The organism is Providencia sp. PROV080, assembly GCF_033688105.1.
Classification (GTDB): domain Bacteria; phylum Pseudomonadota; class Gammaproteobacteria; order Enterobacterales; family Enterobacteriaceae; genus Providencia; species Providencia zhejiangensis.
On sequence record NZ_CP096346.1, the window covers coordinates 3,873,893 to 3,888,225 of the forward strand.

Below are 14,333 nucleotides of genomic sequence, written 5' to 3' on the forward strand. Positions count from 1 at the left end.
ATATGGATATTTACGGATTATTTCCCCAATTTAAGCTCAATCGCCCACTGAATGCGCGCGAACGTGCCACACAGTTAGAGCAAAAAGTACGGCTGGATTTTGAGACTGACCAATTAATGCCTGACTTGAAAGTGATTGAGATAAACTCGCACTATTTAGAAATGGTGGATAAATACTATTCGTCAAAAGGCTATTTGAGCTTTATTGCCTCTACTGGGGCTTTTTTGATACTTGGTACTTTTTTTTCAATGATTGTAAAAACCATTATCTATCAGCAATATTCATTAGAGGAAACGCTTGGGCTTTTAATCATAGGAATTATGGCAATCCCGACAGGATTCGGGATGTTGTTTCTCTTAAAAAAAGAGTGGTTTGCTTGGACGCATTACCCCATCCGATTTGATCGTAAAAATCGACTCGTCCATGCTCATCGTCATGATGGTTCCGTATTTAGTGCGCGATGGGATGATCTTTTTTTTACCACCGCCGCAATGCATGGTAGTGATTGCTACATTAGCGGGCATGTTCTTGCCGAGGATGGTGAGACCATTGTCGATACTTTTTGTTTACCCGCCTCTCATAACAATATTCCCGCCTTAAAGGCCCATTGGGAGTTTGTGCGACGATACATGGAAGAAGGGCCGGAAGGATTGGCTTCGCGTATCTCTTTTTGCCTGCCAATAGCTGAGAAAAAAGAAGGTTATGGATTTACCTTTTTTTATTTAATGACTATCTACAATGGGGCGCCCATTGTCGTATTGCCCTTTCTTGCTCCGTTGGCGTTTTTATTCAGTCTCCCACGTTATGTGGCGATTTTAACCAGTCGACGCCCAATTTGGCCTGAAGAAGTTCAAGCTCAATGTCGCATGGCGGAGGACGATCCCTATCGTTTGGATGCCTCAATGAATCCGAAAAACTTGTGGCGCACGTTTTTCTCAAAAAAGGGGTGAGATTCTCCGTATTTAACATAAGGGTGCTTAAGCATAACGCCACTTAGGCACTCATTCAAAAATCTACTCAATGGGCTAAAACCACTTCTTTTCACCCGTAAAAACACCATTTTTGATATTGCTCGTTTGTTATCAAAATGGCGGTTTGGGTTTCAGCATGGAAATGATACCAAACGGCTATTTTTCCAGAATTGCCAAGATTTTTTGGCTGGCACTGATGCAACTGGTTCAGATGTTGTTAGTAGCTTGGATTCGATTAATAGCATGGCATTTTTTAAGCTATCAACATGAGCATCTTTGTCTTCTAACCGTTGCTTTAAAAACTCAATTTCTTTTTTCAGCAACTCATTTTCTAATTTTGAGCTGTCATTATCATGGGTGACAATGATAGTTTTCCTGTCGCGACATAACGTTGTATTGTCCTGCGACTTTTTCCTATTAGCTTAGCTGCTTCTGAAATACTTACCTGAGCCATTAGATTGCCATTTTTATTTGTTTATCTCCTTTAAATTGGAAGTGTAAAGCGACAACTCTACGACCTTTTTTGACAGTATCAACTAAAACCATTAGATCACTTTTTTCATTTAATTCTTGAATCGCCGGTTTTATGACATCGTCATTTAATCTTTTAAATTGACTATATTTTTCCTCCAATCCGAGCATAGACCGGAAGTCATAGACGCTTATAAGTCGATCACCTGTCTTCTTGAATTGCATTAATAATTCATAAATTCGTATGCTATATGTCCTTTTAAGAGCAGATACATTTTTAACAGCAATACTAGTGAATTGGCCTTTTAATTGAGTTAAATATGGTATAATCAAATCTGAAAAAACTAATATAAGATCCAAAAATGGTTAGAGCAATGCCTGTGGCGTCAAGTGCCCGCGCATATCCCTCAAAGTGAATGGCCCGACATTTACCCGACCATGGCCATGGAAATGGACGCCTTTGAACGTGCATTAGGATAAGAATATGGATATTTACGGATTATTTCCCCAATTTAAGCTCAATCGCCCACTGAATGCGCGCGAACGTGCCACACAGTTAGAGCAAAAAGTACGGCTGGATTTTGAGTCTGATCAATTAATGCCTGACTTGAAAGTGATTGAGATAAACTCGCACTATTTAGAAATGGTGGATAAATACTATTCGTCAAAAGGCTATTTGAGCTTTATTGCCTCTGCTGGGGCTTTTATGACGATTATTGGTTATTTTTCAATGATAGTAACAACTATTGTCTATCAGCAATATTCATTAGAGGAATGGCTAGCACTTTTATTTGTAGGGGCTATTTTTCTCCCGACAGGATTCGGGATGTTGTTTCTCTTAAAAAAAGAGTGGTTTGCTTGGACGCACTATCCCATCCGATTTGATCGTAAAAACCAACTTGTCCATGCGCATCGTCATGATGGTTCCGTATTTAGTGCGCGATGGGATGATCTTTTTTTTACCACCGCCGCAATGCATGGTAGTGATTGCTACATTAGCGGGCATGTTCTTGCAGAGGATGGTGAGACCATTGTCGATACTTTTTGTTTACCTGCCTCCCATAACAATATTCCCGCCTTAAAGGCCCATTGGGAGTTTGTGCGGCGATACATGGAAGAAGGGCCGGAAGGATTGACTTCGCGTATCTCTTTTTGCCTGCCAATAGCTGAGAAAAAAGAAGGTTATGGATTTACCTTTTTTTATTTAATGACTATCTACAATGGGGCGCCCATTGTCGTATTGCCCTTTCTTGCTCCGTTGGCGTTTTTATTCAGTCTCCCACGTTATGTGGCGATTTTAACCAGTCGACGCCCAATTTGGCCTGAAGAAGTTCAAGCTCAATGTCGCATGGCGGAGGACGATCCCTATCGTTTGGATGCCTCAATGAATCCGAAAAACTTGTGGCGCACGTTTTTCTCAAAAAAGGGGTGAGATTCTCCGTATTTAACATAAGGGTGCTTAAGCATAACGCCACTTAGGCACTCATTCAAAAATCTACTCAATGGGCTAAAACCACTTCTTTTCACCCGTAAAAACACCATTTTTGATATTGCTCGTTTGTTATCAAAATGGCGGTTTGGGTTTCAGCATGGAAATGATACCAAACGGCTATTTGTCCAGAATTGCCAAGATTTTTTGGCTGGCACTGATGCAACTGGTTCAGATGTTGTTGGTAGCTTGGATTCGATTAATAGCATGGCATTTTTTAAGCTATCAATATGAGCATCTTTGTCTTCCAATCGTTGCTTTAACAAAAAAAGATCGCTAATTATCACTTTTTATTGCATTAGGTAACTCAACAAAGAAAAGCTCATAACCATCAATTGCTGGTCCAACATACCCCATGCCTTTACTCAACAGTTTAAATTTTTTGGTGGCATCGGCAATTTCAACTGATTCTAACGCTATGACTATTGCTTGGCGATCTTTGGCATTAATTTTTTTATTAATATTAGCTTAAGAGATTTGTTCGTTGTTTTTTATTGTATTTCAAATAGAAGTTAGACCCCGAGGTTTGGGAAGCAATGGAACAGTAAACGTCGTTAAGCAATCATTTTAACCACTAGCAGCCCGTTCCAAACATTAGTCAGTTTAACAAATCTTAGCCATTCTATTTAACCCATTAACCATTGTTATCGTTTCGTTGCTTCCCAACATCCCCTTTTCATTAACGCTATCATTCAATTCAGGACAAAGTAGTAAAGATACCTTACCTAAAATAGTCGTAATTACTGCTTGCCAAACCAACTTAAAGAAAATTATTTCGCCAACAAAAAAATAAATAATAGAAAAACAATATTTTGCATTGAATTAACCTTCAAAGGTAATCAAATCCAGTTTTTATATCCTTTCTTGATGATTTCTCTTGCCATTAGGTTAATGACTCTTTACCTTAAGCGAAATTTAACTTTTTGTACGATTAATGGTATTCACTTATTATGATAAAACTGATCCCTGCTGTCTTGTTCTTACCTTTAATCGTCTTTACGGAACTCAGTTATTCTGAGCCCTTATGATTTCCAGCCAATAGAGACAAAACAAAAAAGCGCTTAGAATCGGAAAAACAGCAACGAGAGGCCCTTGAAAATCAAAATACTGTTACGGTAGACCCGACACAGAAAAGCACTAGTGATAATGCCTTGTGTTTTAACGCGAACCAAATTGAATTAGTGGGGATTTCCGTTTCTGCCTTTAAAGATAATGTATTATCACCCCTCGGTGATTAACGCCACAAATTCGTTACATATCCAAGCAGGGAAAAGCATCAATTTTGATAATACCCAGTTAGCCAAAACGAATAAACTCACCCTCAGTGCTAATGACAATATTGTGATTCATCGCGATGAATCCAATTTAATGAAACTCGCAGCTTCAGAGCTTGCCGCAAACACTTCCTCCACCCGGGTGCTGGTTTCAGCCTATTTCAGGACAAACGCTATCTGTTCTTCAGTATAACGTGTCTTTTTCATGTCAGATGACCTCTTTTTCAGGAGAAAAAAGGCAGGAAACTCTACTTTATACCTGTACTGAAGAAAGGGAAGCGATCAGCTTAATGTTGTATTGCGACGAAAATCTCCAATGAGATCATCGTTTATTTTTTCAATTGCCCAATTCACACTCATCGTCCTTGAATTAATGATTATTAAAACGCAAATCATGCTATAAGCAAAAAATCGAAAAAACAAATTTATAATTTATATAAAAAAGCAATAAAATAATTACAGTGAAAATGAGTTTAAATATATTATTAATTGATAATTACAATCTATTTTATTTTTATGTGTTTTAATATGCCTCGTGAAATTAAAACACACCGTATATTAGGTAGAATGCCATATTTTGTTTATGACACTCTACGGGGGAAAAATAACTTATGATACATTTTCTAGCCGAGCATAGGATGCCACGAGCCATTTAATGCCTTGACCTTGGAAAGCAATTTGCAAACGACAATGTTCTCCACTTCCTTCCAAATTAATAATAGTACCTTCACCAAATTTAGGGTGCCGTACACGTTGGCCTAACGCATAACCTGAATCATTTTGGGTTACTGGTGTGCCAAGGCGCTGATGATTAACAGGACGAGAAACCGTTGCACGTAAACGAACTTCTTCCACACATTCTGTCGGCAACTCCGCAATAAAACGTGATGGGCGGTGATAAACTTCTTTACCATATAAACGACGACTTTCCGCATACGTGATCGTCAGCTTTTGCATCGCTCGCGTGATCCCAACATAAGCTAAGCGACGCTCTTCTTCTAAGCGACCGCTTTCATCCATTGACATTTGGCTAGGGAACATCCCTTCTTCCATACCAACGATAAAGACGATTGGGAATTCGAGTCCTTTTGCTGAGTGTAGTGTCATTAACTGCACCGCATCTTGATTCACATCGGCTTGGCCATCACCCGATTCCAATGCGGCATGTGATAAAAAGGCTTGTAGCGGCATCAAATCCTGATCTTCATCTTGATAACTAAAATCGCGGGTTGCGTTCACCAACTCTTCCAAGTTTTCGATGCGAGCCTGTGCTTTTTCACCTTTCTCTTGCTCATACATCGCACGTAGACCAGAGTCATTAATCACTCTATCCGTTTGTACATGTAAGGGCATATCTTGCGTTTCTTTCGCCAGCGCATCGACCAATTCGAGAAAACGTTCAATAGCCGCCGCGGCACGACCCCCAAGAACTTGCTCACGAAGTAAATATTCACAACTTTCCCATAAGGTTAATTGTTGGTCTCGTGCGGTTTGGCGTACGGTATCCAGAGTACGATCGCCAATACCTCGCGTTGGCGTATTTACCACACGTTCAAAGGAGGCATCGTCATTACGATTAGCAATCAGCCTTAAATAAGACAGTGCATCTTTAATTTCTTGACGTTCAAAGAAGCGTTGTCCACCATAAATGCGATATGGCATAGCACTTTGAATTAATGCCTCTTCCAACACACGAGATTGCGCGTTGCTACGATATAGCATCGCACAATCCTGCAAAGCACCACCATTTTCTTGCCACTGTTTTATACGGCTGACAATATAGCGCGCTTCATCTAATTCATTAAAAGCACAGTAGAGGGAAATCGGCTCACCATCGCCATCTTCCGTCCATAAATTTTTCCCTAATCGATCGCTATTATGCGCAATTAAGGCATTCGCAGCTTTCAGAATATTGTTAGTGGAACGGTAATTTTGTTCAAGACGGATTGTTTCAGCTCCAGGGAAGTCATTCAAAAAACGCTGAATATTTTCCACTTGTGCCCCACGCCAGCCGTAAATTGATTGATCATCATCGCCAACAATCATCACCTTACCCGTTTCGCCAGCTAACACGCGGATCCAAGCGTATTGAATGCTGTTCGTATCTTGGAATTCGTCGACGAGAATATTCGTGAAGCGTTCACGATAGTGTTGCAATACATGGGGCTTATTGAGCCATAATTCATGGGCTCGTAATAACAACTCAGCAAAATCGACTAACCCAGCACGATCACAAGCCTCTTGATAAGCTTGATACACTTTTAACCATGTACTTTCTATCGGGTTACCATAACATTCGATATGTTGAGGACGTAATCCCTCATCTTTTTTACCGTTGATGTACCACATTCCTTGGCGGGGGGGCCATTGTTTTTCATCAAGATTCATCGCTTTTAACAACCGACGAATTAATCGATATTGGTCATCGCTATCGAGAATTTGGAAATCTTGTGGTAAGCCAGCATCCAAATAGTGTTGACGTAGTAAGCGATGGGCTAAACCGTGGAAAGTACCAATCCACATGCCACCTTCACTTGAGCCAATCAACTGATTGATACGATGGCGCATTTCTGCTGCTGCTTTGTTGGTAAAGGTCACTGCCATGATCGAGAATGGTGATGCATGCTCAACCGCCATTAACCAAGCGATTCTGTGTACCAATACGCGCGTTTTACCACTACCTGCACCTGCAAGTACTAATAAGTTAGTGCGTGATGCAGCAACTGCCTCACGCTGTTTATCATTAAGGCCTTCGAGCAGATAAGAAACGTCCATAATTACCATCAAAGCAGGACAGTGGCCACGACCACTGTGTTTTTATACAGAAAAATGATTATACCAGCGACAATAGAGAAGCCAACTGCGAAATTTCAACATGCGGCAATAAGCGTACATCTTTCTCTTCCATGAGTGTTTTATTGTCGACGTTAATCCAACAGGCTTGCATACCACTACGAATAGCACCCTCTACATCCGTCAATAGATTATCGCCCACATGTAAAATAGCATGAGGCTGTAAATCGAGTTTTTGCGCGGCTAGCCGATACATATCACAATAAGGTTTTGAGCGCCCATCCGGCCCTGCTTTCAACACAAACTGAAAATATTGCCCCAAGCCACAAGCATCTGGCTCTGCATTACCATTGGTAATCGCCACTAGGGGTAATTTTTCTGCAAGCTGAGCTAATATCTGGTGGGTTGATTCAGGAATATCTATTTGATTTCGCCAATAAGTAAAATGAGCCATTAGTTCATCCGCCCCTTTTAGAGCGTCTTCTCGGCTATATCCATAATGGCAAAACATCATTTTCGATGATAACCAGCGCCAGCGGGTGATATCGTGGCAAATATCCGGTTCTTGTTCAGCCACAATGCGACGAAAAGTATACAAATCATGATGAGTAAAATGACTGAATTGTGGATCATATTCACGGACAAAACGTAATACCTCTTCTTCCGTTTTATCAATGACCGGATGGTTATCATATAAAGTATCATCCAAATCAAACGTTATCGCTTGAATCGGTGACAGCGGACGGTAAAAATGCATTAAGGTTTCTCCCTTTTTGCTCTGGGATGAGCCACATCATAAACATTAGCCAAATGCTGAAAATCTAAGTGTGTATAGATTTGCGTTGTTGATAAGTTGGCATGGCCGAGCAATTCTTGCACACCGCGTAAATTACCACTTGATTCAAGAATATGTGTTGCAAATGAATGGCGCAACTTATGTGGGTTAATATGGCTATTTACCCCTTGTTTAATGCCCCATTGCTCAAAACGTTTTTGCACATTACGGTTTGATATTCGTTTGCCACTCTGTGTCGAAATAAAAACGGCATTATCTTCCGGTGCATATAACTCACGCATTTCTAGCCAACGTGTTAACCAACTCACCGCGGTTTTACCTAATGGGATTTTACGTTCTTTACTGCCTTTTCCCATCACTTTGACTTCACCCGAGGCGAGATCTAAATGACGAATATCTAATCCAACTAATTCAGATAAACGCAGCCCCGCGCCATACATCACTTCTAACATGGTTCTGTCTCGCACCACCAGTGGGTCACCGCTGTCCATATTCAGTAATTGTGAGACTTCATCAACATCCATATTCTTTGGCAGTCGCTTTTTCGCTTTTGGCGCCTGTACTGCTTTGACTGGATTAGCCGGTAATTCACCTTGTTGTACCATCCAATCACAAAAACTCCGTAATGCAGACAATCGCAGCGCCATACTGGCTGCTTGCAAGCCTGCTCGACGGCTTTTAGCCGCGATATTACGGGCTTTAACGACATCAAGCTGTTGCCACTCACTCACCTTCATTTCATTGAGCATTTCTGTCACTGTCGTGAGCTGGCGGCGATAATTAGTGATCGTGACAGGGCTTAATCTACGCTCAACATGTAAATAACGTAAAAATGCTTCGACTTGGGTCATCAGCCCTTCCGGCTGAGTCGTTATAAGCGTTCTATCCATCGGCATAATAACCTCGGTAGAATTTGAGCCACTTTTTCTAACATCACTGTTCCCATACCAGATTGATAATGGTCTCGATTTCGGCTAGTAAAAATGACCATTCCTGATTCCCCATGATGACCAAAGAGAGAAATCGCTACCGAGCCTACATTCATAGCTTCCGGCAACAGCAGTTGTATTTCAGGGCCATTCAGCGTACCTAAATAATGCGTTTTCTCTCCAAAACGCTGAAGGCGAATAGATTCGAACGCACTACGGGAAACCACAAGTGCTTGCGCATCAAGAGGAGCAGACAACCGCCAACAATCACTAAATAAACGAACAGATGCCCCTGATAGGCCGAGTTTTTTTGCCCAGCGATTTAAACTGCTGAGCATCTCATTCAGGCTTTGCGCCATTGACATATCGATGACAAGATACAGTAACTCATCAAATAACAAACCATTTTCATGCGCTTGTTCAACCATGAAACAGATATCTTGTTCGAGCTGTTTGATTTTTAGTCGCTGTCGATTCATCACCGCTTCAGGTAACGAAATTGTCCCCTGTATTGCATGCGGTATTGAAAGTTGCTCAACAAGCGAAGCATTGCGGATAAAGAAGTCGGGCTGTTCCTGTAAGTAACGCGCCACTTGGCGATCATCAATTTGATAAGGGCTATCTGGCTCTATTTTCAGTTTATCCATTATAACCTCTTGATGATTAAGTCTACTCTAAATAAATCCCAGTATAGTTAGATGGCAAATAAGGCGCTAGTCAGTCACAAAACAGGTCGCTAACGCCAACGCGTACAGCCAATAACGCTGTCACTTGCAATTTCTTGAGTCGCGAAATAAAGCTTAAAGTTGTAGTACCCCATCATAAACATGACTCGCAGGCCCTGTCATATATAATGGATGGCCAGGCCCTTCCCAACTAATATCAAGGGATCCTCCTGGCAAGTCAACTTTCACTCGATTTGATAATAACCCTTGCTGGATACCGATTGCCACCGCGGCACAAGCACCACTACCGCATGCCTGCGTTTCTCCCGCTCCACGTTCAAACACACGTAAGCTGATATGGTTCGCATTGATTATTTCCATGAAACCGACATTAACGCGTTCTGGAAACCGTTCATGGCTCTCAAGAACAGGGCCTAAAATTTCCACTTCAGCTGTTTTTACACTTTCAACCTGAATAACACAGTGAGGATTTCCCATCGAAACCACACCACATAATACTGTACGTTCTAACGCTCTAATAATATAGGTTTTTTCTGCTTTGATAGCGCGAAAAGGTATTTTCTGAGGTTCAAATTCAGGTTCCCCCATATTCACGCAAACATCGTCATTTTCATTGATCGTCAATGTCATGCGACCTGCTTGAGTACTGACTTTAATTTTTTGTTTATTTGTCAGCCCTTTTAAACGTACGAAACGTGCAAAACAGCGAGCACCATTGCCACATTGTGCAACTTCACTTCCATCTGCATTGAAGATACGATAATGAAAATCTAAATCAGGATCATAAGGCGCCTCAACTAACAACAGTTGATCAAAGCCAACCCCTGTATGTCTATCCGCAAGGCGGCTAATCAGCTCAGGAGAAAAATAAACATTCTGAGTGACGCCGTCGACGACCATGAAATCATTACCTAAGCCATGCATTTTAGAAAATTGCATAATCCGCTCCATCGCAGCAGCTTATTGTTGATTTGAAGACGGCGCTCGTGAATCTGCCGCGGTACTATTTTGTGCCTTAGGTTCAACATCTTCAGTTTGTGATGCTGAAGCCTGTTCTTCTGGTGGAAAATAGAGAGGGCCTTTTAAGCCACAACCAGAAAGAGTCAACAACATAATAAACGCAGAGAGTCCAACTAAACTTTTTTTCATTATATTTCGCCTGTAAAACTAACTTTTGACGTCTGAATAGGGTTAACAGATTAACAGGGCAGCCTAAGCAAATCACTATTGTTCATCAATTGTATCGTGATTTTATTCCCTACCCACAATAGCATAATGCTTAAAAGAACAGTCACCAACAAATGTTTTAGTATTCTCAAAAGAAAGTTACCCTGCGTCCTCCCTTTTCGTTGATTGACCCTCACTGATATTCACACCTATAATTTCTATTAGTAAATTATTTAAGCTGATAGGAAATTAACCGTGAATGACAGTGAATTTCACCAACTTGCCGATCAAATGATGGCTTCTATTGAACAACATTTGGACAATTATGACGGTGATGCAGATATTGATTGTGAAACGAATGGTGGTGTCATGACGCTCAGTTTTGAAGATGGCAGCAAAATCATTATCAATCGACAAGAGCCTTTCCACCAAATTTGGCTCGCCACGAAACACGGCGGCTATCACTACGACTATAAAGATAATGAGTGGGTATGCGATCGTTCAGGGCAACGATTCACGGAGATGCTCGCACAAGCTATTAGCGCGCAAAGCGGTGAGCCTTTTACGTTTTAGTATTAACGATTCGTCCGCTCAATAATGATGGGCTTGATGATGCGGTGAAGTATCAAAATGCCCAGCATTCATTAATTCATCCTGCTCTTCAATATCGAAAGGCCAAGTTCCGCCTGAAAAGGGTATCACTTGGCTTTTGCCTTTATGAGTCACAATTTGATAGAACTGAGGCAAATTAAAATTAATAAAATTAGCACCGTACGTAAAACGGTCATGAGACGATGAATAGAAACGGCTAACGTCTCGTACTAAGTCTTCTTTGGAACCCTCACAGTGAGAGTAAATTTCCACTCGGTTGGCTTCATCTAAAACATAAATGTTAAAGCCTGTGTTATCTGCGGTATTTTCAAAGAAAAACTGTACGATACCCTCACTTGCATAACCGTCAACAACGGCGGGTAAATGGTTATTTTCTTTGGCGTTTAATTTGACAGGCCAACCATGTAATTTATTGTGAGAAATGGCCCCATAGAACTCAACCGCATTTTCCAGTTTCTGAACTGAAACATTTAACCGTTCAAAGAATAAGCCCCATGTTTGCCCAGCAATCCGTAACGCTTTGAAACGACCGGGGTCATTGCGATTACTTGATAAACGCAAGTCAATGCACTCTGAAACCAACTGTTGTACACGTGTTCTCACTAGGCCACGTAAATGCTCACAATAACAGAAGACTTCCACCGCATCTGGCGGCGCAGCATCTTGATGCATTTTACCTAAAATGGTTTTGAGTGCCTCTAACATGCATTGCTCGCCGCTAAAGTGAAGTGTTCTCACTTCATTCCAAGAGTTGCGATACAGCAGATCAATACTACCAATTAGGCAACGTTGTTCTTCACCAAAACTAAACACGTCTAGCTTTCTGAAATCAAAATGTACCACTTGGTCGGAATAAACTTGTGTCGGATCTTTTTCTAAATTGACGATAATGGCTAAGTGGCGGATTTCACAAGGACTATACAAGGCTTTTGGCGTTGGGGCCGGTAAGCGAATCGGAAAATGCCCTGAAACGTCATGCATCAATTCAAGTAACTTCTTCTCATCACATTGAGACTGACCATGATGCATATACACCTGAGTATTTTCAGTCAGTAATCCGTTAAAGTAAGCCCAAGCGACCAGTTTGTTCAAATAACGGTTATATTCGAGCGGTTGATGACCAATAATGGTGTCAATATGTGGTGCTTGGTTATACAAATACCAACCGCTACGATTCGCGCGGCCAGAAGGAACATAAATAAACGTAAGATGTGGCTCACTGAGGTCTGGAGAGATTTGCGGGTTAACAAGTGTCACTTTACCCGGTAGCGCTTCAAAAGCAGCATATAACTTACGGGTTAATACGCCAATATCTTGTGGGCTGGCACTAACACTTAAATTATTACGACGAGCAAAGCGGATCAGGTTACGGTAACTTTGCATCATCGTGTCGAGTAACTCATTATGGGCTTCACGAACACGCTCAATTTTCCATTGATTGCGCAAATCTAACATCTCTAAACGTTCAGCACCCCACCCCCATGATTCAACTAACTGTGAAAGTACATCACGGCGCCAGCCAGAACATTCATCTTCAGTATCTTTAGAGAGTTTTTCACAGACTTTGAGGTAGAAACAACGACGAATTAAATCAAGGCGAGTAGTATCATTAATTTCGATTAAATAGCGGGTAACACGTTCTAACATTAAACAATAAGAATCTAAACCGTAACAAACTATCTCGCCAGCGTGGAGATGGCGTTTAAATTCTAATGCGAGTAATTTGCCTTTTGGATAATCCCACGAATAAGATTCTAATAGTAAGCTTTTTAAAACCGCTTTATAAGGTGAGTCGACACTTTTATATAATTGCCACAAACTTGCACCAAAGTATTCAGCGGCAGACAGTTCGCCCAATCCACCGAGGTCTAGCCATTCATTTGGCGTTAATACCCCCTGAGCATAAAGCGACATCACATATTCATCATAATGATGTTCTTCTTCGACGGGTACCATGGTCCATAACAGCCTTTTACCCGCCATACGTACCGCGGTACGGTAGAATTCATCAAGCAATAAAATATGTTGTGTTGAACCGCAATCTTCTCCGCCAATATGGCCACTCGCATGGTGTCTAAAACGATTTTCATCGATCAAAAAAACCGTCACATCAATGCCAAGAGAAGCCGCCCACTGTTCGATTAATGTGCATTTTTTCTGTAATAGGCGCTTTTCTTCACTATCCAACCAAGAGGGATGACAAACCCAAATATCAATATCTGAACATTGGCTTTGACCTATCGATGATGTACTCCCCATGGAATAAATGCCTGTGATAGGAAGTTCACCATTCGCTTTATCTGCTGAGGGAAGATATTTTTCAAATTGCGACAACCATGTTTGTTGGTCATCATCAGGCGTGAAGAAACACACACCATGAGGGACGTTTCCTTCAATATAGCCAGGCATCATTGGGTGATGATAATGAAATAAGACAGGCAGCAGACTGTAAACCTTACAGAAGGTTTCATCCATTGACGCTGTCGCACGATCTAACCGAAGTTGGTTTATCGCATCAAGTCTCTGTTTTAGAGTTTCAATATAGAGATACAAGGGATACGCCTGGCTGAATGAACTTAACGACAAATCTGGGAATACCCAGCACCCAATAAAGAGAAATATCTACTCGTCATACTTCAAGTTGCAGCGCTACTAACGATGCTTACTTGCGCTAGTTACCTAGTTTTTACAACGCCTAGCGACTTATCGACCTGCCGCCTAGCGACATCTCGCGTTAATTAAAAGTAAGTTTAAATTTATTTTCAAATGAATTGTCGGAAACGTGATCAATTTAACACCTTGCGGCAAAAGGGTAAAGTAGATCACATAATTTTATCTGTGTATTTTTGATACAAATTAATTTTCAACATATTGTATAAAAAGGCTTTTTATTTTTTATAGCGACTGAATATCCCTTGTTTATCAATGGAATAATAACAAATCATCTGATTGCTCAAAAAAAACACACCAAGCATCCATCACAAACGTATTTCGCATTAGGCCTGTGCTTGAACGCTTCACCACTAAATTGACTTAAATTGAAATTTGTTTACGACTTTAACCGCACAAATAGCTAAACAATCCTTTGCATTACTTTCTTTTTTTGATGATTTATGTCGCAGCAACCTTATCAAAAAGAGACGCT

At 41.0% G+C, this 14,333-nt stretch carries 13 protein-coding genes and 1 pseudogene; 4 read left to right on the forward strand and 10 right to left on the reverse strand.

All coding sequences use genetic code 11. The annotated features are described in order from the left end of the window. The first annotated feature begins 2 nt into the window (after nucleotides 1-2). Complete coding sequence (locus M1F03_RS17445) at nucleotides 3-950, forward strand: DUF6708 domain-containing protein (RefSeq protein WP_251464767.1); 948 nt, start codon at nucleotides 3-5, stop codon at nucleotides 948-950. 152 nt (nucleotides 951-1,102) lie between these two features. Here the strand turns inward: M1F03_RS17445 and M1F03_RS17450 are convergent, their stop codons facing one another. Both M1F03_RS17450 and M1F03_RS17455 read right to left on the reverse strand, forming a co-directional pair. Further along, the gene (locus tag M1F03_RS17450; protein ID WP_318840031.1) at nucleotides 1,103-1,294 is read right to left on the reverse strand and encodes a hypothetical protein; all 192 of its coding nucleotides are present in this window, start codon (nucleotides 1,292-1,294) and stop codon (nucleotides 1,103-1,105) included. Nucleotides 1,295-1,424: 130 nt separating this feature from the next. Then, nucleotides 1,425-1,790: pseudogene (locus M1F03_RS17455) on the reverse strand (replication initiation protein); the annotation flags it as partial. Between the two features lie 136 nt (nucleotides 1,791-1,926). On the opposite strand from M1F03_RS17455, the gene M1F03_RS17460 reads away from it, so the two are divergent. Further along, the gene (locus M1F03_RS17460; RefSeq protein ID WP_318840032.1) at nucleotides 1,927-2,874 is read left to right on the forward strand and encodes a DUF6708 domain-containing protein; all 948 of its coding nucleotides are present in this window, start codon (nucleotides 1,927-1,929) and stop codon (nucleotides 2,872-2,874) included. A 157-nt stretch (nucleotides 2,875-3,031) separates the two neighbouring features. Then, entirely contained in the window at nucleotides 3,032-3,211 is a 180-nt protein-coding gene (locus M1F03_RS17465) for a hypothetical protein (protein WP_251464770.1), read from the forward strand. Here M1F03_RS17465 and M1F03_RS20060 read toward each other — a convergent pair. The 7 genes from M1F03_RS20060 to lptM form a co-directional block, all read right to left on the reverse strand. Continuing rightward, nucleotides 3,208-3,393 carry a colicin-like pore-forming protein gene (locus M1F03_RS20060; protein WP_413242963.1) on the reverse strand — a complete coding sequence of 62 codons (186 nt, stop codon included), beginning with the start codon at nucleotides 3,391-3,393 and terminating at the stop codon, nucleotides 3,208-3,210. The two genes, M1F03_RS17465 and M1F03_RS20060, sit on opposite strands and share 4 nt — an antisense overlap. Nucleotides 3,394-4,814: 1,421 nt before the next feature. Beyond that, a complete protein-coding gene (uvrD, locus tag M1F03_RS17470) occupies nucleotides 4,815-6,980 on the reverse strand; it encodes a DNA helicase II (RefSeq protein WP_251464771.1) in 2,166 nt (721 codons plus the stop codon). Nucleotides 6,981-7,038: 58 nt separating this feature from the next. Then, complete coding sequence (gene yigB, locus M1F03_RS17475; RefSeq protein ID WP_154622898.1) at nucleotides 7,039-7,755, reverse strand: 5-amino-6-(5-phospho-D-ribitylamino)uracil phosphatase YigB; 717 nt, start codon at nucleotides 7,753-7,755, stop codon at nucleotides 7,039-7,041. After that, nucleotides 7,755-8,684, reverse strand: a complete 930-nt coding sequence (xerC, locus tag M1F03_RS17480; RefSeq protein WP_196713738.1) for a tyrosine recombinase XerC — start codon at nucleotides 8,682-8,684, stop codon at nucleotides 7,755-7,757. Before xerC ends, yigB begins: the two co-directional genes overlap by 1 nt. Further along, on the reverse strand, nucleotides 8,666-9,370 hold the full coding sequence (locus M1F03_RS17485) for a DUF484 domain-containing protein (protein ID WP_154622900.1): 705 nt from the start codon (nucleotides 9,368-9,370) through the stop codon (nucleotides 8,666-8,668). Before M1F03_RS17485 ends, xerC begins: the two co-directional genes overlap by 19 nt. 153 nt (nucleotides 9,371-9,523) lie before the next feature. Beyond that, nucleotides 9,524-10,348, reverse strand: coding sequence for a diaminopimelate epimerase (gene dapF, locus M1F03_RS17490; protein WP_163863267.1), 825 nt, complete (start codon nucleotides 10,346-10,348; stop codon nucleotides 9,524-9,526). 21 nt (nucleotides 10,349-10,369) lie between these two features. Next, nucleotides 10,370-10,558 carry an LPS translocon maturation chaperone LptM gene (gene lptM / locus M1F03_RS17495; RefSeq protein WP_154622902.1) on the reverse strand — a complete coding sequence of 63 codons (189 nt, stop codon included), beginning with the start codon at nucleotides 10,556-10,558 and terminating at the stop codon, nucleotides 10,370-10,372. Nucleotides 10,559-10,831: 273 nt separating this feature from the next. Here lptM and cyaY point away from each other — a divergent pair, with 273 nt between their 5' ends. After that, entirely contained in the window at nucleotides 10,832-11,149 is a 318-nt protein-coding gene (cyaY, locus tag M1F03_RS17500; protein ID WP_163863270.1) for an iron donor protein CyaY, read from the forward strand. A gap of 18 nt (nucleotides 11,150-11,167) precedes the next feature. On the opposite strand, the gene M1F03_RS17505 is transcribed toward cyaY, so the two are convergent. Then, nucleotides 11,168-13,741 (reverse strand): class I adenylate cyclase, encoded by a 2,574-nt coding sequence (locus tag M1F03_RS17505; RefSeq protein WP_163863272.1) that lies wholly within the window; start codon nucleotides 13,739-13,741, stop codon nucleotides 11,168-11,170. Between the last annotated feature and the right edge of the window lie 592 nt (nucleotides 13,742-14,333).

Coding starts and splice junctions, on each gene's coding strand:
- yigB (WP_154622898.1), bottom strand. CDS start 7,755: ATGCATTTTTACCGTCCGCTGTCACCGATTCAAGCGATAACGTTTGAT.
- uvrD (WP_251464771.1), bottom strand. CDS start 6,980: ATGGACGTTTCTTATCTGCTCGAAGGCCTTAATGATAAACAGCGTGAG.
- M1F03_RS17460 (WP_318840032.1), top strand. CDS start 1,927: ATGGATATTTACGGATTATTTCCCCAATTTAAGCTCAATCGCCCACTG.
- xerC (WP_196713738.1), bottom strand. CDS start 8,684: ATGGATAGAACGCTTATAACGACTCAGCCGGAAGGGCTGATGACCCAA.
- M1F03_RS17485 (WP_154622900.1), bottom strand. CDS start 9,370: ATGGATAAACTGAAAATAGAGCCAGATAGCCCTTATCAAATTGATGAT.
- dapF (WP_163863267.1), bottom strand. CDS start 10,348: ATGCAATTTTCTAAAATGCATGGCTTAGGTAATGATTTCATGGTCGTC.
- M1F03_RS17465 (WP_251464770.1), top strand. CDS start 3,032: ATGGAAATGATACCAAACGGCTATTTGTCCAGAATTGCCAAGATTTTT.
- lptM (WP_154622902.1), bottom strand. CDS start 10,558: ATGAAAAAAAGTTTAGTTGGACTCTCTGCGTTTATTATGTTGTTGACT.
- M1F03_RS17445 (WP_251464767.1), top strand. CDS start 3: ATGGATATTTACGGATTATTTCCCCAATTTAAGCTCAATCGCCCACTG.